16 protein-coding genes are annotated in these 19,733 nt (G+C 71.0%); 2 read left to right on the forward strand and 14 right to left on the reverse strand.

The window, feature by feature from the left end:
• Positions 1–7: 7 nt before the first annotated feature.
• The 6 genes from CCZ27_RS15855 to CCZ27_RS15880 form a co-directional block, all read right to left on the reverse strand.
• A complete protein-coding gene (locus CCZ27_RS15855) occupies positions 8–1,210 on the reverse strand; it encodes an ABC transporter permease (protein WP_096449747.1) in 1,203 nt (400 codons plus the stop codon).
• Complete coding sequence (locus CCZ27_RS15860; RefSeq protein ID WP_096449749.1) at positions 1,210–1,917, reverse strand: ABC transporter ATP-binding protein; 708 nt, start codon at positions 1,915–1,917, stop codon at positions 1,210–1,212. Before CCZ27_RS15860 ends, CCZ27_RS15855 begins: the two co-directional genes overlap by 1 nt.
• Before the next feature lie 79 nt (positions 1,918–1,996).
• Positions 1,997–3,292 (reverse strand): efflux RND transporter periplasmic adaptor subunit, encoded by a 1,296-nt coding sequence (locus tag CCZ27_RS15865; RefSeq protein ID WP_198363146.1) that lies wholly within the window; start codon positions 3,290–3,292, stop codon positions 1,997–1,999.
• A gap of 11 nt (positions 3,293–3,303) precedes the next feature.
• Positions 3,304–4,776, reverse strand: coding sequence for an efflux transporter outer membrane subunit (locus CCZ27_RS15870; RefSeq protein ID WP_198363147.1), 1,473 nt, complete (start codon positions 4,774–4,776; stop codon positions 3,304–3,306).
• Between the two features lie 443 nt (positions 4,777–5,219).
• Positions 5,220–5,813 carry a ubiquinol-cytochrome c reductase iron-sulfur subunit gene (petA, locus tag CCZ27_RS15875; RefSeq protein ID WP_096449755.1) on the reverse strand — a complete coding sequence of 198 codons (594 nt, stop codon included), beginning with the start codon at positions 5,811–5,813 and terminating at the stop codon, positions 5,220–5,222.
• Between the two features lie 281 nt (positions 5,814–6,094).
• Positions 6,095–7,444: a sigma-54 interaction domain-containing protein gene (locus CCZ27_RS15880; protein WP_096452670.1), complete on the reverse strand. Its 1,350-nt coding sequence runs from the start codon at positions 7,442–7,444 to the stop codon at positions 6,095–6,097.
• Between the two features lie 147 nt (positions 7,445–7,591).
• On the opposite strand from CCZ27_RS15880, the gene CCZ27_RS15885 reads away from it, so the two are divergent.
• Both CCZ27_RS15885 and CCZ27_RS15890 read left to right on the forward strand, forming a co-directional pair.
• Positions 7,592–7,927, forward strand: a complete 336-nt coding sequence (locus CCZ27_RS15885) for an SMR family transporter (protein WP_096449757.1) — start codon at positions 7,592–7,594, stop codon at positions 7,925–7,927.
• 120 nt (positions 7,928–8,047) lie between these two features.
• A complete protein-coding gene (locus tag CCZ27_RS15890) occupies positions 8,048–9,328 on the forward strand; it encodes an NAD(P)/FAD-dependent oxidoreductase (protein WP_096449759.1) in 1,281 nt (426 codons plus the stop codon).
• Between the two features lie 267 nt (positions 9,329–9,595).
• On the opposite strand, the gene CCZ27_RS15895 is transcribed toward CCZ27_RS15890, so the two are convergent.
• From CCZ27_RS15895 to CCZ27_RS15930, 8 genes are all read right to left on the reverse strand, one after another.
• Positions 9,596–10,855 (reverse strand): DUF1329 domain-containing protein, encoded by a 1,260-nt coding sequence (locus CCZ27_RS15895; protein ID WP_198363148.1) that lies wholly within the window; start codon positions 10,853–10,855, stop codon positions 9,596–9,598.
• Between the two features lie 32 nt (positions 10,856–10,887).
• Entirely contained in the window at positions 10,888–12,405 is a 1,518-nt protein-coding gene (locus CCZ27_RS15900) for a DUF1302 family protein (RefSeq protein WP_198363149.1), read from the reverse strand.
• A gap of 77 nt (positions 12,406–12,482) precedes the next feature.
• The gene (locus CCZ27_RS15905) at positions 12,483–14,879 is read right to left on the reverse strand and encodes an efflux RND transporter permease subunit (RefSeq protein WP_096449761.1); all 2,397 of its coding nucleotides are present in this window, start codon (positions 14,877–14,879) and stop codon (positions 12,483–12,485) included.
• Entirely contained in the window at positions 14,876–15,970 is a 1,095-nt protein-coding gene (locus CCZ27_RS15910) for a WD40/YVTN/BNR-like repeat-containing protein (protein ID WP_096449763.1), read from the reverse strand. Before CCZ27_RS15910 ends, CCZ27_RS15905 begins: the two co-directional genes overlap by 4 nt.
• 47 nt (positions 15,971–16,017) lie before the next feature.
• The gene (paaI, locus tag CCZ27_RS15915) at positions 16,018–16,488 is read right to left on the reverse strand and encodes a hydroxyphenylacetyl-CoA thioesterase PaaI (protein ID WP_096449765.1); all 471 of its coding nucleotides are present in this window, start codon (positions 16,486–16,488) and stop codon (positions 16,018–16,020) included.
• A gap of 42 nt (positions 16,489–16,530) precedes the next feature.
• Positions 16,531–17,679: a thiolase family protein gene (locus tag CCZ27_RS15920; RefSeq protein ID WP_096449767.1), complete on the reverse strand. Its 1,149-nt coding sequence runs from the start codon at positions 17,677–17,679 to the stop codon at positions 16,531–16,533.
• Positions 17,672–18,118 carry a Zn-ribbon domain-containing OB-fold protein gene (locus tag CCZ27_RS15925; RefSeq protein ID WP_096449769.1) on the reverse strand — a complete coding sequence of 149 codons (447 nt, stop codon included), beginning with the start codon at positions 18,116–18,118 and terminating at the stop codon, positions 17,672–17,674. Before CCZ27_RS15925 ends, CCZ27_RS15920 begins: the two co-directional genes overlap by 8 nt.
• Complete coding sequence (locus CCZ27_RS15930; protein ID WP_198363150.1) at positions 18,115–19,731, reverse strand: AMP-binding protein; 1,617 nt, start codon at positions 19,729–19,731, stop codon at positions 18,115–18,117. Before CCZ27_RS15930 ends, CCZ27_RS15925 begins: the two co-directional genes overlap by 4 nt.
• Positions 19,732–19,733 lie beyond the last annotated feature (2 nt).

Below are 19,733 nucleotides of genomic sequence, written 5' to 3' on the forward strand. Positions count from 1 at the left end.
CCCGCCCTCACTCATGGCGCAGCGCCTCGATGGGGTCGAGCCGCGCGGCGCGGCGCGCCGGGAAGTAGCCGAACAGCACCCCGATCGCCGCCGAGAACAGGAACGAGATCACGTTGATCGTCGGGTCGAACACATAGGGCACCTGCATCACCGCGGTCAGCGCCAGCGACGCGGCGGTGGCGAGCGCGATGCCGATCAGCCCGCCCAGGCTGGACAGCACCACGGCCTCGATCAGGAACTGCAGCAGCACCTCGCGTTCGAGTGCGCCGATCGCCAGCCGGATGCCGATCTCGCGGGTACGCTCGGTCACCGACACCAGCATGATGTTCATGATGCCGATGCCGCCCACCAGCAGGCTCACCGCCGCCACCGCGCCGAGCAGCATGGTGAGGATGCGGGTGGTGCCGGTGAGCGCCTCGGCGATCTGGCGCGTGTCCATCACGCGGAAGTCGTCCTCCTCGCCCTCGCCGATCTTGCGCCGTTCGCGCAGCAGCGCTTCGAACTGCGCCTTCACCGCGTCGATGGAGGCATTGCCCGCCACCGACACCATGACCATGCGCACGTCGAGGCTGCCGGTGAGGCGGCGCTGCACGGTGCGCAGCGGCATCACGATGGTGTCGTCCTGGTCCGAGCCCATCGCCGATTGGCCCTTGGAGCGCAGCAGCCCCACCACCTCGCAGGCGAACTGCTTGATGCGGATCTCGGCGCCCACCGGGTTCTGCTGGCCGAAGAGCTTGTCGCGCACGGTCTCGCCGATCACGCACACCGCCTTGCCGGAACGCTCCTCGGCCTCGGTGAAGCTGCGCCCGGCGGCGAACGTCCAGTTGCCGGCGGAAAAGTAGGCGTCGGTGGTGCCGGTCACCACCGCACTCCAGTTGCGCGCCTGATACACCGCGGTGACGCTGCTGCTCACCACCGGCGCCACCGCGGCCGCGCCGCCGATCTGGTTGCGCACCGCGTCGACGTCGGCCGCCTTGAACTGGGGCGCGTCCTCGCCGCCGGGGCCGAAGCGCTGGCCGGGCCGCGCCATCAGCAGGTTGCTGCCCATGCTGGCGATCTGGTCCGACACCGACTGCGTCGCGCCGTTGCCCAGCGTCACCATGGTGATGACCGCGGCGACGCCGATCACCACGCCGAGGATGGTGAGGAAGGAGCGCATCAGGTTGCGACGGATGGCGCGCATCGCCAGTTGCAGGGTGTTCCACCACATCAGGCGCGCTCCTCGTTGCGGCGGTCGCTGTCCACCCGGCCGTCGACGAAGCGCACGATGCGCCGGGCGTGGGCGGCCATGTCGGGCTCGTGCGTCACCATCAGCACGGTGATGCCGCGTTCGCGGTTGAGGCCGGCGATCAGTTCCATGATCTCCTGGCTGTTGTGGGTGTCCAGGTTGCCGGTGGGCTCGTCGGCGAGCAGCACCTTGGGGCCGGTGACGATGGCGCGCGCGATCGCCACCCGCTGCTGCTGGCCGCCGGACAGCTCGTTGGGCGCATGGTGCTCCCAGCCTTCCAGCCCCACCAGCCGCAGCGCCTCGCGCGCCGCCGCGTGGCGCGAGGCCGCGGGCTCGCCGCGGTAGATCAGCGGCAGCTCGACGTTCTCCAGCGCGGTGGTGCGCGCCAGCAGGTTGAAGCCCTGGAACACGAAGCCGAGGAAGTGCCGCCGCAGCAGCGCGCGCTCGTCGCGCGACAGGCGCTCGACGTGGGCGCCCTGGAACAGGTAGCTGCCCGTCGTGGGCGTGTCGAGGCAGCCTAGGATGTTCATCACCGTGGATTTGCCCGAGCCGCTCGGCCCCATCACCGCGACGAACTCGCCTTCGCCGATGTCGAGGGTGATGCCCTTCAGCGCCTGGAAGGCCGCCTGGCCGCGGCCGTAGGTCTTGGTGATGGCGTCGAGCCGGATCAGCGGTTCGGCTGCGCTCATTGAACGACCCTCCTGTCACTGCGTGACATCCTCCCCAGGGGAGGAAGAGCGCCCCCTTCGGGCGGCCGGGCGGGGGCGCTCATCGCTTGACGCCCAGCGCTTCGGTGATCACCGCCATGCCGGCCTGCAGTTCGCCGCCGACGATCTCGGTGTGGCGGCCGTTGGTGGCGCCGGCCTTGACCTGCAGCGGCACCGCCTGGCCGTCGCGCAGCACCCAGATGCGCTGGCTGCCGTCGGTGCCGACGGCCGGCGCGGCCGCCTTCGGCGTGCTCGCCGGCGGACGCGGCATCAGCGAACCGAACACGCCGCCGCCGGATTTCTGCGGCGCGGCGCTTATCGGCGGCGCGAAGCGCAGCGCGGCGTTGGGCACCAGCAGCGCGTTGTCGCGCACCAGCGTGGTGATCTCGGCGGTGCCGGTCATGCCGGGGCGCAGGCTGAGGTCGCCGTTGTCCACCCGCAGCACCGCCGGGTAGGAGATCACGCCGTTGTCGTCGGTGGCGTTGAAGCCGACGCGGGTGATCTCCGCCTCGAAGCGGCGCCCCGGCCAGGCATCCACGGTGAAGCTCGCCTTCAGCCCGGCCTTGACCTGGCCGACGTCGGCCTCGTCCACGTCCACCTTGAGTTCCATCTTGGAAAGGTCCTCGGCCAGGGTGAACAGCGTCACCGCCTGCAGCGAGGCCGCCACCGTCTGGCCGGGATCGACCGAGCGCGCCAGCACCACGCCGTCGATCGGCGAGCGGATCTGCGCCTTGCCGAGATTGGTCTCGTCGGTGCGCAAGGCCGCCTTGGCCTCGGCGATGGCGGCCCGGGTGCTGGCGACGTTGGCCTCGGCGCGCGCCAACTCCGCCTCGGCGGTCTCCATCTCGGTCTTGGACGGCACCTTGCCGCCGGAAAGCTGCGCCACCTCGCGGTAGCGCGCGAGCTTGGCGCGCGCCTCGACCACGGTGGCCTCGGCCTGCTTCAGCCCGGCCTCGGCCACCGCCACCGCGGCGCGCGACTTGGCCACCGCGTCCTCGAACTTCGATAGGTCGAGGACCGCCAGCACCTGGCCCTTCTTCACCCTGTCGTCGTCGTCCACCAGCACCGTGGCGACGGTGCCCGAAAGTTCGCTGCCCACGTTCACCTGGTTGGTCGGTTCGAGATTGCCGGTGGCCGAGACCTCGACGACCAGGGTATCGACGCTCGCGGTTTCGGTGCGGTACTGCGGCCTGTTCGCCTCGCCGTTGCCCCTGAACACCAGCACGGCGGCGATGACCGCCGCTACGGCCACGCCGAGCAGCGGCAGGCGCCAGCGCCGCAGGCCGCCGCGGCCGTTGGCGGCGAGGATGGCGTGGAGGCCGGTCGCCGGCGCGCCGGCCTTGTCTTCGTTCTGCATGCGGGTCTCGTTCATGAGGCGTTGCCGGGTTCATCGGCGGGGGCGCTCGACCAGCCGCCGCCGAGCGCCTTGTAGAGCTGGATCTGCGCGCTGGCGAGATCGCCGGTGCTGCTGGCGAGTTCGTCTTCGAGGCCGAGCAGCGTGCGCTGGCTGTCGAGCACGGTGAGGAAGTCGGTCAGGCCGGTGGCGTAGCGGTGCTGGGCGATCTGCAGGGTCAGTTGCGCCGCCGCGGTCGCACGCGCGAGTTGGGTGTGCCGTTCGGTGCCGTTGGCGACCGCCACCAGCGCGTTCTCGACGTCTTCCAGCGCGGTCAGCACCGCGCCCTGGTAGGCGACGCGCGCCTGCTCCAGCAGCGCGTCCTGGATCTCGACGTTGGCGGCGATGCGGCCGGAATCGAAGATGGGCGCGGTGACGCCGGCCAGCAGCGAGCGGGCCACCGCGCCGCTGTTGCCGAGCGCGCCCAGGCGCAGCGCTTCCACGCCGATCGAGCCGGACAGGCTGAAGCTCGGGTAGCGCGCCGCCTGCGCCTCGCCCAGCCGGGCGGTCTGGGCGGCGAGCCGGCGCTCGCCGGCGCGCACGTCGGGGCGCTGGCGCAGCACGTCGGCCGGGATGCCGGCGAAGACGGCCTCGGCGGCCAGCGGAATCGCCACGCCCGTCGTCTCCGTACTGCTCAACCGCACCGCCAGTTCGCCCGGCGCACGGCCGCACAACACCGCCAGCCGGTTGCGGGCCTCGACGATGGCGGTGCGCAAGGCGGGCAGCGCGGCGCGCGCGCTTTCCAGCTCGGTCAGCGCCTGCGCGGTGTCCAGCTCCGACACCAGCCCGGCCTGCAACCGCCAGCCGGTCAGCGCGTGGGTTTCCTCGCGCGCGGCGACGCTGGCCTCGGTCACCGCCAGGCGGCGCTCGGTGGTTCTCAGTTCGACGTAGTTCAGCACCACCTCGGCCAGCAGCGACACCCGGACGTCGCGCAGGCTTTCCACCGCCGCGCCGAGATCGGCCTCGGCCGCCTCGACACCGCGCCGCAGGCCACCGAACACGTCCGGCTCCCAGCTCGCGTCGAAGCCGGCGCTGTAGAGATTGACGGCGCTGCCGCTGCCGCTCTCGGCGCTGGAACGCGAACGCCGCGCGCTGCCCGAGGCATCCACCGACGGGCCGAGCTGGGCGCCCGCCAGCAGGCGCCGCGCCCGCGCCTCGCGCAGTTGCGCCCGCGCGGTGGCGAGATCGAGATTGGCCGCCAGCGCATCGGCCACCAGGCCGTCCAGCACCGGATCGTCGAACTGCCGCCACCACGCCGCGAGCACGGCGGGATCGCTGCCGCGGCCATCGCCGGCCACCGACCATGCGGCCGGCACCGCCACGTGCGGCGCGTGGTAATCGGGGCCGACGGTCATGCAGGCCGACAGCGCCAGGGTCGCCAGCAGCATCGGGCCGCCGCGGGCAAGAAGGCGCCGCCACGCGGGCAGCGGCACGGAAACAGGTTTCATGCGGATTCCCGTCTTTCGACGTCCTGGAAGAAGGGTGCCCGCCGGCGGCGACGCCGTCCGGCAGAGCATGCCGGACGCCATGCTAGCGGGGGGGCGGCCTGAGGATGTACCCGAATGTAGATGGCGGGCATATGACGGTCCCCGCGTTCTCTGCCCGAGGGCCGGCGGACGTCGCGGTGTCGCGGCCGCGGCCCGCCGCATTTTCACCTATGCGGCTTCATCGCGGCGCGCAGGCTCCGGCGGCGCTGGAGCCGTGTCGGCACGAAACGGACGAGTGGCGACGCATGTGCCGATGAGCGCATGGCGCATGGCCGGCGCGGCAGCCGGGCGTGCGAGGGTGTCACGGTCGCCGGCGGCTATGGGAGGCCGGACGCGGCTACGCGCACCCGCTGCGGGAGTCCGCTTCGCATCCCCGGCCGGCGCGTCCCCGCCGCTGCGCGGTGTCACGCCGCATCGCCGCCGTCGTCCTCTCCGATGAGGAGCCGGGCATCGGACAGCCACTTGTAGGGCGGCACTTCGAGATTGGTCGGCGCGGGCTGGTTGCGGAACACGCGCCCGGCAAGGTCGAAGATCGAGCCGTGGCAGGGGCACAGGAATCCGCCCGGCCAGTCGTCCTTCATGCCGCCCGCCGCGCCCGGTGCGAACTTCTCCGACGGCGAACAGCCCAGGTGCGTGCAGATGCCGATCACGACGAGAAATTCGGGCTTGACGGAACGGTGGCGGTTGGCGGCGTACCCGGGCTGCTGCGCCTGCCCGGATGCCGGGTCCACGAGCCGGCCCTCGTGGCCTTCGAGCGTCGCCAGCATCTGCGGCGTACGGCGCAGGATCCACACCGGCTTGCCCTTCCATTCCACCGTCGTCATCTCGCCGGCGGCGAGCTTGCCGGCGTCGACCTCCACCGGCGCCCCTGCCGCGCGTGCACGCGCCGACGGCGTCAGGCTGGCGACGAAGGGTACGGCGCTCGCGGCCGCCGCCGCCGCGCCTGCACCGGCGGTGGCGATCAGCAACTTGCGGCGATCTTCTAGACGGGCGGACATGGCGGCTCTCCGGGGCAGGCTTGCGGGTGGCATTGGTATGGAAAAGGCGAAGCGAAGCCGCCGGGGGATGAGCCTCGCAACAGCCGTCCCAGGGGCGGGTGACCGTAGAGGCGGCGATCGGACGGCGATTGCGGCGCGGCTTCGCTCCGGCATCTCCTTGTGCAAGCGTCGTGCCACATGCGAATCCACCCGCCATGCCGTGGAACCGGGCCTCGCCGCGGGAGGGGGACTGCCAGATCCGCCAGAATCGTCAGATCACTGCCACTGCACCCTGGCAGTCGTCAGTCGCCCGGCCCCTCGGGCCCGAGCGCGCGCAGCCGCCGATAGAGCGTGCGCTCGCTCATGCCGAGCTTGCGCGCCAGTTCGCGGCGGCTGCCGCGATGCCCGCGCAGGGCCTGCAGCAGGGCCTGGCGCTGGATCTCCCCCAGGTCCGGCGTGGCATCGGCGGCCGGTGCGCCCTGCCCGCCGCCGGCTTCGTCCGCCGGCAGGGAGGCGGGTCGGCGGACTTCCTCTGCAAGGTGTCCAGGGCCGATGACCTCGCCGTCGCACATCAGGCTGGCGCGCTCGAGCACGTTGCGCAGCTCGCGCACATTGCCCGGGAAGGGATAGGCGGCCAGCATGCGCAGCGCCGCCGGCGACAGCGCGAGGCCGCGGTGCGGCGCCACCCGTTCGAGCAGCGAGGATGCCAGCAGCGGCAGGTCCCCGGTTCGCTCGCGCAGCGGCGGCACGCGGATGGGGAAGGTGTTGATGCGGAAGTAGAGATCCTGGCGGAAGCGCCCTTCGCGGATCATCTGCTGCAGCGGCCGGTGCGTGGCGGAGACCAGGCGGACGTCGGCACGGCGCAGTTCGGTGGAGCCGACGCGGCGATAGGTGCCGGTTTCGAGCAGGCGCAGCAGCTTGACCTGCATGCCCAGCGGGATGTCGCCGACCTCGTCGAGAAAGAGCGTGCCGCCGCTGGCCGCCTCGACCAGCCCGGTCTTGCGCGCCACCGCGCCGGTGAAGGCGCCGCGCTCGTGGCCGAAGAGTTCGCTTTCGAACAGGGTCTCGGGCAGGCCGGAGCAATCGACCACCACGAAGGGACGGTCGGCGCGCCGGCTGGCCTGATGCACGGCGGCCGCGACGAGTTCCTTGCCGGTGCCGGATTCGCCCTGCAGCAGCACGCTGGCGTCCGACGGCGCCACCCGCATCACCAGTTCGAGCATGCGCCGGAAAGCCGGCGCGCGGCCGATCAGCCCATGGTGGCCGGAGACGCCGCGGGCGACGGGCATCGGCTCCATCTTCTCGACGAACCAGGTGATCTCGCCGGCCGCATCGCGCACCGGGGAAAGCTCGATGTTGACGTACTCCTCGCCGCGCGGCGTGTGGTGCAGGTGCAGCACGCGTTCGCGCTGGCCGGAATCCAGGCTCCTGGCGAGCGGGCAGGATTCGCCCGCGCGGTCGCAGGGCACGCTGTAGCGGTGCGAGACCTCGTAGCAGGTCCGCCCGACGACGCTGCGCCCCCCGGCGCATGAACTGCGGTAGGCCGCGTTGGCCGCGATGATGCGGTAGTCGCGGTCGCACAGGATGTGCGGCTCGGGCAGCGTTTCGATGAAGGAGACGAGTTCGGGCAGCGGGCGCGGATCGGCAGGCATCGGATGCCACATTGGCTTTGTCACTGCCAACAATCTGCCGCGTCGGCACGATCCGCGCAACGGACTTTGATGGCAGGATTGCGCCGGACAACGATGGGCGGCGTGCGGTCGAATGCACCGCACCGGCCCGAACAGAGGATTTCATCCATGCAGCAGTGGCTTTTCCTTTCCGTGGCGATCGTCAGCGAGGTGATCGCGACTTCGGCGTTGAAGGCGTCCGAGGGCTTCAGCCGCCTGTGGCCGTCGCTGATCGTGGTGGCGGGCTACGCGGTCGCCTTCTTCTTCCTGTCGCTCACGCTGCGGACGATTCCGGTGGGCGTGGCCTACGCGGTGTGGTCCGGTGCCGGCGTGGTGCTGATCGCCCTCGCGGCGTGGCTCATCTACGGCCAGGCGCTGGACCTGCCGGCGATCGTCGGCATCGTGCTGATCGTCGCCGGCGTGCTCGTCCTCAACCTGTTCTCGAAGACGACGGGCCACGGGTAGCGGCGCTTCCCCAGCCGCCGCAGGGCTGCAGCGCCGTGACGGCGCGGCGGACGCGGCGACGGTGACGCCGTCCGCAGGTCCGGGCGATACTGCGCGCCATCCCATACAACGAGGCGACCCATGCATTTCGACATCGTGATCGTCGGCGGCGGCGCCGGCGGGCTGGAACTCGCCGCGCGGCTCGGGCGCAAGCTCGGGCCGCGCCAGGGGCGCGAACGGGTGCTGCTGGTGGACCGCGCGGTCTTCCACATCTGGAAACCGACCCTGCACGAAGTGGCGGCCGGCACGCTCGACGCCCACCAGGAGGGCCTGTCCTACCCGGTTCTGGCGCGGCGCAACCACTTCAGCTTCGCGCTCGGCGAACTCGCCGGGCTGGACGGCGAGCGCCGCCTGCTCACGCTGGGCGAGACCCGCGACGAACATGGCGGCGTGCTGGTGCCGACCCGCACGATCAGCTTCGGCCGGCTGGTGCTGGCGATGGGCAGCGGCTCCAACTCCTTCGGCACGCCCGGCGCCGAGCACGCCCACGTGCTGGAACACGCCAGCGACGCCCAGCGCTTCCACGCCAAGCTGCTCGCCGCCTTCGCCCGCGCCTCGTTCTCCGCCGAGAAGACGCTGTCCATCGCCATCGTCGGCGGCGGCGCCACCGGCGTGGAACTGTCGGCCGAACTGATCGAGGCGCACAACGAACTGCTGGAGAGCCTGGGCAGCGAGCAGCGCTTCCGCCTCGACATCGCGCTGGTGGAGGCGGCCGACCGCATCCTCGCCGGGCTGCCGGAGCAGATCTCCGCACAGGCCCGCCTGGCGCTGGAGCGCAAGAACGTGCGGGTACTCACCGCCACCCGCGTCACCGAGGTCCGGCGCGACCGCCTGCTGACCACCGCCGGCGAGATCCCGGCCGACATCATCGTGTGGGCGGCGGGCATCAAGGCGGCCGATGCCAACCGCGAGTTCGGCCTCGAGACCAACCGCATCAACCAGTTCGTGGTGAACGACCGGCTGGAGACCTCGGTGCCCAACGTCTATGCGCTGGGCGACTGCGCCGCCTGCCGCTGGCAGGGCGACAAGCTGGTGCCGGCGCGCGCCCAAGCCGCCCACCAGCAGGCCGGCTACCTCGCCGGCGTGCTGCTGGCCGCGCTGCAGGAGCGCCGCATCGACGCACCCTTCGTCTATCGCGACTTCGGCTCGCTGGTGTCGCTCGGCGAGAACAAGGGCATCGGCAACCTGATGGGCGGGCTGTCCGGGCGCAACTTCTTCGTCGAGGGCCTGATCGCCAAGTGGATGTACATGTCGCTGCACCTCAACCACCACCGCGCCATCCTCGGCACCGGCAAGACCGCGGTGCTGGCGCTGGCGCGGCTATTGCAGCAGCGGGTGTCTGGGCGGCTCAAGCTGCACTGAATCAGCCGCTACCTCGGCGTCGACGCCGGCGATGTACGCGGTGGCGCGGCGGTAGGAATCGGTACGGGATTCGGTCGTCGTCATCGCTGCTCCGCTCGCGCTGCAGTCCGGCATGATGCCGCAGCCGGCGCCGGCCCGCCTCCCGTTTCCTGCGCCCGCCGCCGGGAAGCAACCCGGCCCGGCCGCCACAGACAAAAAAAGCCCGGCCGAGGCCGGGCAACGACGAAGGAGCCCCCTCCTTCGCCGGCTGCGTATCGTGCCCGTCCGCTAGCGGCCGGCGGCCTCGAGCTTGCCGAGCGTCACGTCGTCGGCGCTCATGGCTTCGTTGACCCGCAGGTCGCCGACGAAGATCGTGGCCTTGCGCGCCTTGACGTCCACCTGCTCGCCCTGCAGCGGCCCGATGGCCCGGAAGCCGTCCTTGCCCTGCACGGTGCTCTGGTGCCAGGTGAAGAACTTCCAGAACTCGCCCTTCTTGTCGTACATCTCGGCCATGTAGACGCGCGGGAAGGCCGTGTCCATGTACACCACCTTCTTGCCGTACGGATGCTCGTCGGGCGGCACGCCCTCGATCACCCAGACCTCGCGCGGTTCCCATTCGTCGTGGGTGTTGATGAAGGGCGGCGTCTTGAAATCCACCTGCGGGTAGCTCTCCTCCGGCGTCGCCTTGCCGTCCACCAGCGCCTGCTTGCCGTGGGCGACGGCGAGCACCCAGCGCTTGCCCACCAGCTTCACCTCCCGGTACCACGACGGCGGCGAATCCCAGCCGTCGATGTCGTCGTTGAGGGACACGGTGCCGCCGATGGGGTCCATCCAGGCGTTGCCCGACAGGCGCCGGACGCGGCGCACGGACTTCACATACACCCAACTGTCGTCGACCTTGGCCGGGTCGGTGTAGCGGATGGTGAAGGTGCCGATGCCGCGGATGTCGTGCGGATAGGTCGCGTACAGCAGGGTGCGGGAATATTCGCTGCCATCGCCCTCGAAGGTCTTCGCGCCGGTGAGCCGTCCCACGGTCATGTAGCGCTTGATCTGCCATTTCTGCACGCGGTCGAGCCCCTTGTCGAAATCAACCATCAGGAAGTGCAGGTCCTCGACCGGCTGGTCGCCCATCATCGAGCCGTAGCGCATGTTCCAGATGAGCTTCTCGCCGGCGTGGGGGTCCTTTTCCGACACGTCCGGGAAGGGCAGGCCGGCGGTCCAGCCCTTCACGCTGCGGGTGGCCGCATCGAAGCTCACGTTCGCCGCGTTCTTGCGCGTGACCTCGAGCAGGCGGGGGTCGGGCGCGATGGGCGCCGACTTGCGCAGCCTGATGTAGAGGCCGTGGTTGCGGATCATGTACTCCATGCGCTCGGTGAGCATGCTGGCGATGGTCTTGCCCTCGAAGCTCTCGGTCTTGAGCTTGTCGAGGCTGGCGGCGTTGATGACCGTGCCGGGCGCGACTTCGGCGGCGGCGGCCCAGGCCGGAGCCAGCGCCATGCCGAGCAGGAGCATCCAGCGGGCGGCGGTTCGGGCGGTATCGTTGTTCATGTCTCCTCCTGTGATGTTCGGTAACGGGCCGCTCAGAATTGGCGTGTCAGGCGGACGTAGAGCTGGTTGTTGTCGCGGAAGTAGCCCATCGTGCTGGTGGAACTGTCGAGGTCGCCCGGCCGGCGCGGCTTGCCGCCGAAGAACAGGTCGGCCTCCACCTTGAGCCGCCACAGGTCGCCCATGACGACATCCACGCTGGGAATGACGAAGCCCCCGCCGTAGCTCATGTCCCAGCCCGCGGCGATCTGCGGGTTGATGCGGTCGCCGTCGTAGTGCATGCCCAGCAGGGCGGTGAGCAGCGCGGAATCCCGCTTCTTGCGGGTGGCGTAGCCCACGTTCATCACGATGTCGTCCTGGCGGTCGAAATCCAGGATGCGGGTGTTGAAGAACTGCACCGAGAACATCGACTGCTTGCTGGTGCCGATGAGGTTGCGCAGGTCCAGGTTCTTGTCCATGCGCAGCATCGTGGTGAAGGTGTCGCGGCGCAGGATGCCGCCCAGCCCCTCGGGGAGCACGCCGGGGAACAGGCTCCTGCTGCCGGTGTTGAAAGCTGCGTCCTTGGTGTAGACCAGCTCGGTGCTGAGCACCGCGTCGATGGGCTGCACGTAGCCCGACAGGGTCGCGCCGACGACGTCGTTGCGCGGATGTATCCAGTCGCCCAGAAGGCCGCCCGGCGCCTTCTTGTACGGGAAGAAGGCGGAATTGAGCACCGGATCGGGGTTGTAGGTCTGCAAGTAGGCCAGCGAGTAGTTGACCGGCCCCGCCCTGCCGCTCCAGCGCGCGCCCCAGGTCTTGTCGCGCACGTCGCCCTCGGGGTGGCGCGGGTCGTAGTCGGTGGCCGACAGGGTATCCACGCCGCGGTAGGGCTGGGGCCGCCAGCGCCCGCCGGCCAGGTCCGCCGTGTTGCCGATGTCCTGCCTGCGATCCCAGCCCGGCCGGAACAGGAACTGCAGGGCGCCCTGCGCCTCGGGCACCTGGATCATCACGTTGGCGAGGATGAGCGGCTTGCGCAGTTCCTCGTTCTCGGGCTCGAGGAAGGCGCGCCAGCGGTAGTCGAAGCCGTGCACCACGTCCATGGCGCGGAAGAAATCGGTCTCGCCCCACACCACCTGCTGCTTGCCGAGCCTGAATTGCACGCGGTCGGAGGCGTCGAATTCGACGTACAGCTCGCGCATCTCGGCCTCGTTGTAGAGGTAGTCCATCATGTCGGAGCCCGGCCCGCCGGGCGTGCCCGCCTTCACCCGCTTCTCCAGCCGGTCGAGATAATCGGTCTGGTATTCGCGCACCGCGCGCGCGATGCCCTTGACGCGGAACGGCCCCATGCGGGCGTCGCCGTCCAGCAGCAGGGTGCCGCGCAGCATCGACAGGGTGCCGGCGTCGTCCTGCCGCGTTTCCGGCGCGTCCTGCAGGTTGACCGACGCGGCGGCGCGCACGTAGCCGCCGAGGTGGAACTCAGGCCCGTCGTCGGCGGCGGCCGTGGTCGCGGCCAATGCCAGGGCGATCAGCAGGGCATGCGCCCGCGGCCGGATCGGCGAGGTCGTTCTTTTCATCTGTCTCCTCCTTGGTTGATTTGCTGCGGCTGCCCGGTCCTGCCCGCCATCGCCGGGCAGCCGGCGGAAAACGGGCGTCAGGCGGGTGCGGCGAGCGGGCTCGGGCGCATCCCGTCCGGCGCGCCGACGATGAAGCGCGGACGGAAGACGCGGACCATCGCCGGCATGACGAAGAGCGCGCAGCAGGCGGAGACGCCGAGCCACAGCGCCATCAGCAGCCCCATCTCCGCCTGGAAGCGCAGCGACGACGACGCCCACAGGATCACGCTGGCGGTGAGCGTCAGCGCCGTCACGAGCACCCCCTTGCCGGCGCTCGACAGCGCATTCGCGATGGCGCGGTCGAGGTCGCGATGCTTGTGCAGTTCCTCGCGGATGCCGTCGACGATGTAGAACGCGTAATCCACCCCCAGGCCGATGCCCAGCGCGGCGATGGGCAGGGTGTTGATGTTCATGCCGATGCCCTTCCACGCCATGTAGCTGAAGGTGAGGGTGTTGGAGAGCACCACCGGCACCATGAAGAACATCCCGGCCACGGCGGAGCGGTAGGTCACCGTGCAGCACAGCACGAGGACGAGCAGCGCCAGCGCGATGCTTTCGATCTGCCCGGCCAGGATCACCTCGTTGACCGCCGCGAGCACCCCGACCAGCCCGCCGGCGAGCAGGTACTCGCCGCCGCCCGGCAGGGGGTGCTCGGCGGCGTACTGCTTGACCCGCTCGACCGCGGTGCGGATGGTCTCCCCCTGGTGGTCGCGGAAGAAGAAGGTCACCGCGCCGTTGGCGAAACGGCTGTCCGCATAGCGTTCGAGGTCGCCGGGGTCGGCGCCCGAGATGAAGAGGTAGAGCAGTTCGCCGTTTTCTTCCGGGGAGTTGCCGAACTCCTCGTAGCGCGGGCTGCCTTCGCGCAGCGTCCGCTTCACGGTGGGCACGACGTCGGCCAGCGACACGCTCGCGCCCACGTCGGGCTGGGCGTCCATGAAGCGCTGCAGCCCGGCGAGGTTGTCCAGCACGGCCGGGTCCTTGAGGCCGTCGGCGCGGCCGGTGGCGGCCACCACGAACATGCGGTCGGCGCCGGGAAAGCGCGCGTTGATGCGGGCGGCATCGCGGTTGTATCCGGAGTCCGGCCACAGGATGGGCGAACCCGGATTGGCATCGCCGACGTTGAGCCTAAAGGCATACGCCAGCGAGCCGGCGAACACCAGCGCGGTGGCGGCCAGCACCAGCGCCCTCGCCCGGCGCGCGCGGACCAGCGCGGTGCACAGGCCCAGCACCCGCGCCAGGGCCGGTCCGAGGTCGACCGGATGCACGGCCGCCTGCGCGCGGCGCGCCCAGGACAGCAGCACCGGCGTCAGCACCACCGCGCTCACTGCGATGGTGGCGACCCACATCGTGCCGATGACGGCGACCTTCTGCAGCAGCGGGATGGGCGTCAGGATCACCACGATCATGCAGCCCGCGTCGGCCACCACGCCCAGCATGCCCGGCTTGAACAGCGCCAGCATGGCGGCCCTGGCGGCGAGCGCGGCCTGCGGCGCGGCGGCGTCGCGCGCCATCTCCTCGTCGAAGCGCGTCACCAGTTGCACGGAGTGCGAGATCGCCCGCGCGGTGATGAGGAAGGCCACCACGATCACCAGCGGGTCGAGGTGATAGCCGATCAGCCGCGCCCCGCCCAGCGCCCATGCCGCGCTGACGGCACCCGCCGTCAGCGGCACCAGCGTGCCGCGCCAGCTCCGGGTGATCAGCAGGAGCAGCAGGACCAGCGCGCCCAGGGTCAGCAGGAAGATGTGCAGGGTCTCGGGCAGGTAGTGATCCACCCAGCCGTACAGCATCGGCTCGCCCACCACGCTGACGCGGATGCCCTGGCCCGCGCCGCGCCGCTCCAGCTCGCCGGTCAGCGCGCGCACCTGCTCGAACACGGCGCGGTAGTCCAGCAGGTGGTCGTAGAAATCCACCGTCACCAGCGCCGCCTTGAAGTCGGTGGAAACATAGGCGCCGTAGGCCATCGGGTTGCCCATCACCGCCTGGCGCAGCGCGGCGATGCCGGCCGCGTCGGCCGGCACGTCCGGCCACATCAGCGGGCGGATCTCGATGCCGTCGTTCGACGCGCGGACCTCCTTGAGCTTCCTGGATGCCAGCGACACGATCTGGAAGGGATCGACGCCATCGACCCTCTGCAGGTCGCGCGTCAGCCGGCGCAGTTCGCCCAGCACGTCGGGGCGGAAGATGTCGCCCTCCTCCACCTCCAGCATGATCGACACCATGTTCGAGCTGCCGAACCCGCCCTTGAAGCGGTCATGGACCTGGACGTAGGGGTGCGCCGCCGGCAGGAGGTCGGAGAACACGGTGCGCACCGACACCCCGGCGGCGAGCCATGCGAACACGGCGGTGAGGCCGCCGAGCAGGGCCAGCACGGCGAGCCGGCGGCGGATGCACAGGGCGACGAAATCGCCCAGTCTGCGATAGGTGGCGTCCTTCATTGCTGTGGTCCTTTGCCGTCGTTCGCGGGCGGGATGCCCGCCGCGGCCTGCGCCGCCAGGGAGGGGCCGGGGCCGGCGTAGAGCCGGCGGCCGTCGCGGATGGCGATCTCGGAATGCCACGCCAGCGACGTGCCGGTGGCGCGGGATGCCCGCCACGCGCCGGCCTCGGCGTCCGCCTGCAGCAGCAGGTCGCGCTCGCCGACGGCGTACCAGCCTTCGCCGTCGTGGGCGACGTCGTAGAGATGGGGTGTATCCCGGATCGAACGATCGTTCCAGTCCAGGCCGCCGTTTTCGGTCGTCAGGATGGTTCCGTTGAGGCCGACGGCCACGCCCCGCCGCGCGTCGCGGAAGGCGACCGCCGTCAGGCTGCGCGCCACCGGCACCGGCTGGCGGACCCAGGTCGCGCCGCCGTCGGCGGAATGGAGGATCAGGCCGCGCTCGCCGGCGACCCATACCCGGTCCCCGACGACGGCGACGCCGTTGAGGCCGACGTCCTGCTCCGGCATCAGGCGCTGCCAGTTGCGCCCGTGGTCGCGGCTGCCGAGCAGCGCCCCCATCTCGCCCACGGCGAACGCCCGGCCGTCCGCCGTGGTGCGGACCCGCAGCAGCTTGTTGTCGACGGCGGACAACGGCACGGCGACGTTCGACCAGTGCCGGCCGCCGTCCTCGGTCCTCAGCAGCACGCCGCGGTTGCCCACGGCGACGGCGCGCTGCGCGTCCCACGCGGCGATGTCCTGCAGGTGCTCGGCGGTCGGCGCCGCCTGCCGCGCCCAGGTCCGCCCGCCGTCGTCGCTGCGCACGATCTTGCCGCGGCTGCCGGCGGCCCACACCACGCCGCTCGCCGGCATGTCGATGCCGAAGAACGCATCGCGCCGCTCCAGCACCGGCAGCGGCACCGCCTGCCCGGACGGCGCCGGCTTGATGAACAGCCCGGCGTACAGCAGCCCGGCGATCACCGTCGCCGGCAGGACGGCCGCGGCCAGCCGGCCCGGGGTGACGCGGCGCGCCGGCGATGCGCGCATCGCCAGCGCCGCCGGGTTGCAGGCCATCCGCAGTTGGGCAAGCTCATATCGATCGTTCGTTCTATTCATGTCGATGTTTCCTCCTCGACAAACCCGTTCCGCTCAGGCCGACGGGATCAGGCGCTGTCGCGCAGCGATGGCAGGCTTTCCACCAGGCGGCCACGCAGGCTGCGGCACTGGCCGAGCGCCACCGCGACCACGCGCCGGCCGTCGCCGTAGACCTTGATGTCGTAGCTCCCCGTGCGGCCGGCGTGGCTGCTCTCCACGGCTTCGGCGGCGAGGGTCTCGCCCAGGCGGGCGGGCGCCATGAACACGATGTTGACGGCCTGCGACAGCGTATTCACGTTGTAGGAATTGCAGGCGTAGGCGCAGGCCGTGTCGGCAAGCGCGAAGGTGTAGCCGCCGTGGCAGATGCCGTGGCCGTTGATCATGTCCTCGATCACCGTCATCGCGATGCGCGCGAAGCCGGGCCGCACCTCCTCGATCTTCATGCCCAGGCGCTGCGCCACGCGGTCCCTGCGGTACATCTCGGCGCCAACCTCCTGCGCGACGGCGTCGGCGGCCGCTGCGGTTTCGTCGTTCTTCATGTCGTTGTCGTCTCCCTGTTCGTCGGATGCGCGCGGCGCCGGTCAGCCGGCGAGGATCGCCACCGTCATCGATTTCGTGTCGGCGGCGCGGTCGCCCCCCATGCAGTGGGCCAGGCCCACCCTCGCGCCCGCCACCTGGCGTTCGCCCGCGGTGCCGCGCAGATGCCGGGTGAGCTCCACGATCTGCTCCACCCCGGTCGCCCCCACCGGATGGCCGCGCGAGATCAGCCCGCCCGATACATTCACCGGCAGGCGCCCGCCCAGCGCGGTCGCGCCCTCCGCCGCCAGCCTGCCGCCCTCGCCCGGCGCGCACAGGCCGAGCGCTTCGTAGTGCAGGATCTCGGCGATCGAGAAGGCGTCGTGGCACTCGACCAGATCGAGATCGGCGGGGCCGATGCCGGCATGCTCGTAGGCCCGCTCGATGCCCTCGCGGTCGGTGCGCCAGCGCACCATGTCCTGCGGATTGTCGTAGTCGCCCGACAGCAGCGTCGCCGCGCGCACCGCGACCCGCGCGCCGATGCGCCGCGCGACGGCGGGCGAACAGACGATCACCGCGGAGGCGCCGTCCGCCATCGGGCAGGACTGCAGGCGGGTGAGCGGGTCGGCGATCATCGGCGAGGCGAGCACTTCCTCGACGCTGACCGCGCCGCGGAACTGGGCGAGCGGATTGAGCACGCCATGCCGGCGGTTCTTCACCGAGACCTGCGCCAACTGCTCCACCGTGGTGCCGAACTCGACCATGTGGCGGCGGGCGCGCATGGCGAAGCTGGCCGGCGTCACCAGGCCGAGCAGGGTATCGAGTTCGCTGTCGCCCGAACTGAGCAGGCCCAGTTGCGGCACGCACATCTTCTCGGCGCCGATCACCATCGCGCAGTCCGCCTCGCCGGCGCGCACCGCGAGGCAGGCGAGATAGAAGGCGGTGGAACCCGAGGTGCAGGCGTTTTCCACGTTGGCCACCGGCAGGCGCGGCATGCCGAGCGCGGCGAACACGTTCTGGCCCACGGTGAGATCGCCGAACAGCTTGCCGGCGAGCGCGTTGGCGAACACGCCCATGCCCACCTCGGCCGGCTTGAGCCCGGCGTCGGCAAGCGCCGCGGCGCCGGCCTCCACCGCCAGATCGAGCAGGCTGCGGCCGGGCTGCCGCCCGAAGGCGGTGCTGCCGATGCCTGCGACAAAAACGCGTTCAGTCATGCCGCTTCCCCCTCGCCGCCGGCTGGAAGAGCGGCCGCAGGCAGGGCCTGCCGTGGCGGTCCACGCCGATGGAACGCAGGCCGATCTCCATGCGCTGGCCGACTTCGAGCCCGTCCGTCGCCGCCGGGTCGATCAGCCCGAACACCCGCAGGCCGGATTCGTCCAGGTCCACGTAGCCCACGGCATAGGGTTCGGGCAGGCCGAACGGCGCCCGCGTGCGGACGACCGTGTAGGTATAGAGGCTGCCGGCGGTGCCGACCCTCGTGGGCGCCTGCCTGCCCTGGCAGCGCGGGCAGCGTTCCAGCGCGGGGAAGGCCCAGGCACCGCAGTCCGGGCAGCGGCTGCCCATGAGGCCGTAGCGCCCCGCTCCGTCGAGCGCCTCGACCAGGCCCGGCACCAGTTCCACGCCGCCTTCGGCCGCTTCGTTGCGCGCGTTCATGATGCGCACTCCACGCCGGCCCGCTCGCGGTCCCAGGTGTCCGGCGTCACGCCCTCCTCGCGCAGGCGGAACTTCTGCACCTTCTCGGTGGGCGTCTTGGGCAGGGCGTCGAGGAAGCGCACGTAGCGCGGCACCATGAAGCCGGCCATCAAGCCCTTGCAGTAGTCGACGAGTTCCTGCGCCTCCAGCCGTTCGCCGGGCCTGCGCACCACGCAGACCATCACCTCGTCCTCGCCCAGCTCGGACGACACCGGCAGCGCGGCGGCCTCCAGCACCGCCGGATGGCCGACGACGAGGCGTTCCACCTCGAACGAGCTGATGTTCTCGCCGCGGCGGCGGATGGCGTCCTTCTTGCGGTCGATGAAGCGGTAGAAGCCCTCGGCGTCTCGCACCAGCGTGTCGCCGGTGTGGAACCACAGCCCCTGCCACGCCGCCACCGTCTTCTCCGGCATGCCGTAGTACTCCAGCAGCATCGACCACGGCCGCTTCGGCCGCACCAGCAGTTCGCCCGGCGTGCCGTCGCCGACCGGGGCGCCGTCGTCGTCGACCAGCACCACCTCGCAGTCGGGATGCGGCTTGCCGCAACTGCCGGGGCGCGGATCGTCCGGGTCGCTCACCAGCGCCAGGCCGATCTCGCTCATGCCGTAGCCTTCGATCAGGCGCACGCCGAACCTGCGCTCGAAGGCTTCATGCACCTCCGGCGTGGCGCCGGCGCCGAACAGGACGCGCAGCGGATTGTCGGCATCGTCCGCGCGCGGCTCCGCCTTCAGCAGAATCGCCAGGATGCTGCCGATGTAGTTGAACTCGGTGCAGCCGTGCCGCCGCACATCGTCCCAGAAGATGCGCGCGGAAAAGCGCTCGCCCAGCACCATGCGGGTTCCGGCCAGCAGCGACGGCGCGGCGGAGAGGAACTTCGCGTTGCCGTGGAACAGCGGCAGGGCGTTGTAGAGGCAGTCTTCCGCGCGGTAGCGGGCGATGGCACACACGCTCTCGGCGGTCTGCACCGCGTAGTTGTGCGGCAGCACGGCGCCCTTGGACGGCCCGGTGGTGCCGGAGGTGAACTGGATGCCCATGGCGTCGCTCCAGCGCACCGCCGGACGCTCGAAGCGGCCGTCGTTCGACACCAGCGCCCGCCACGACATCACCGTCCGCCCCGGCAGGGGCAATGCGCCCGGCTCCATGTCGAGCACCACCACCGTGCGCAGGCGCGGCAGCGCGTCCGGCGCCGCGGCCATCAGTTCGGACACGCGGTCGGCGAAGGCCGCTTCGACGATCAGCACCTCGCAGTCCGCCTGCCCGAGCAGGTAGGACAGCAGGTAGCCGCGGTGCGCGGTGTTGACCGGCACCTCGACCGCGCCGAGCTTGGACAGCCCGAACCAGGCGGCGAGGAACGCCGGCCGGTTGGCGAGCATGACGGCGACCTTCACCCCCTTGGCGACGCCCTGCGCGGCCAGCCCGGCGGCCACGCGGTCCGCGTCGCCGTCGAGTTCGCCATACGTGATGACCCGCTCGCGGAACCACACCCAGGGCGCATCCGCCTGGCGGCGGGCGCGCCACTCGAGCATGCCGTGGAGCGTGCGCTCATCCGGCCCGTCCAGCTTGATCCAGTCCATGG

Origin of the sequence: Thauera sp. K11, assembly GCF_002354895.1 — a bacterium.
Lineage (GTDB): Bacteria > Pseudomonadota > Gammaproteobacteria > Burkholderiales > Rhodocyclaceae > Thauera > Thauera sinica.

Bases quoted from the DNA above. Each gene is read 5' to 3' on its own strand.
- CCZ27_RS15885 (WP_096449757.1), top strand. From the start codon at position 7,592: ATGCAGCAGTGGCTTTTCCTTTCCGTGGCGATCGTCAGCGAGGTGATC.
- paaI (WP_096449765.1), bottom strand. From the start codon at position 16,488: ATGAAGAACGACGAAACCGCAGCGGCCGCCGACGCCGTCGCGCAGGAG.
- CCZ27_RS15855 (WP_096449747.1), bottom strand. From the start codon at position 1,210: ATGTGGTGGAACACCCTGCAACTGGCGATGCGCGCCATCCGTCGCAAC.
- CCZ27_RS15920 (WP_096449767.1), bottom strand. From the start codon at position 17,679: ATGACTGAACGCGTTTTTGTCGCAGGCATCGGCAGCACCGCCTTCGGG.
- CCZ27_RS15895 (WP_198363148.1), bottom strand. From the start codon at position 10,855: ATGAACAACGATACCGCCCGAACCGCCGCCCGCTGGATGCTCCTGCTC.
- CCZ27_RS15880 (WP_096452670.1), bottom strand. From the start codon at position 7,444: ATGCCTGCCGATCCGCGCCCGCTGCCCGAACTCGTCTCCTTCATCGAA.
- CCZ27_RS15900 (WP_198363149.1), bottom strand. From the start codon at position 12,405: ATGAAAAGAACGACCTCGCCGATCCGGCCGCGGGCGCATGCCCTGCTG.
- CCZ27_RS15865 (WP_198363146.1), bottom strand. From the start codon at position 3,292: ATGCAGAACGAAGACAAGGCCGGCGCGCCGGCGACCGGCCTCCACGCC.
- CCZ27_RS15910 (WP_096449763.1), bottom strand. From the start codon at position 15,970: ATGAATAGAACGAACGATCGATATGAGCTTGCCCAACTGCGGATGGCC.
- CCZ27_RS15930 (WP_198363150.1), bottom strand. From the start codon at position 19,731: ATGGACTGGATCAAGCTGGACGGGCCGGATGAGCGCACGCTCCACGGC.
- CCZ27_RS15890 (WP_096449759.1), top strand. From the start codon at position 8,048: ATGCATTTCGACATCGTGATCGTCGGCGGCGGCGCCGGCGGGCTGGAA.
- CCZ27_RS15870 (WP_198363147.1), bottom strand. From the start codon at position 4,776: ATGAAACCTGTTTCCGTGCCGCTGCCCGCGTGGCGGCGCCTTCTTGCC.
- petA (WP_096449755.1), bottom strand. From the start codon at position 5,813: ATGTCCGCCCGTCTAGAAGATCGCCGCAAGTTGCTGATCGCCACCGCC.
- CCZ27_RS15925 (WP_096449769.1), bottom strand. From the start codon at position 18,118: ATGAACGCGCGCAACGAAGCGGCCGAAGGCGGCGTGGAACTGGTGCCG.
- CCZ27_RS15860 (WP_096449749.1), bottom strand. From the start codon at position 1,917: ATGAGCGCAGCCGAACCGCTGATCCGGCTCGACGCCATCACCAAGACC.
- CCZ27_RS15905 (WP_096449761.1), bottom strand. From the start codon at position 14,879: ATGAAGGACGCCACCTATCGCAGACTGGGCGATTTCGTCGCCCTGTGC.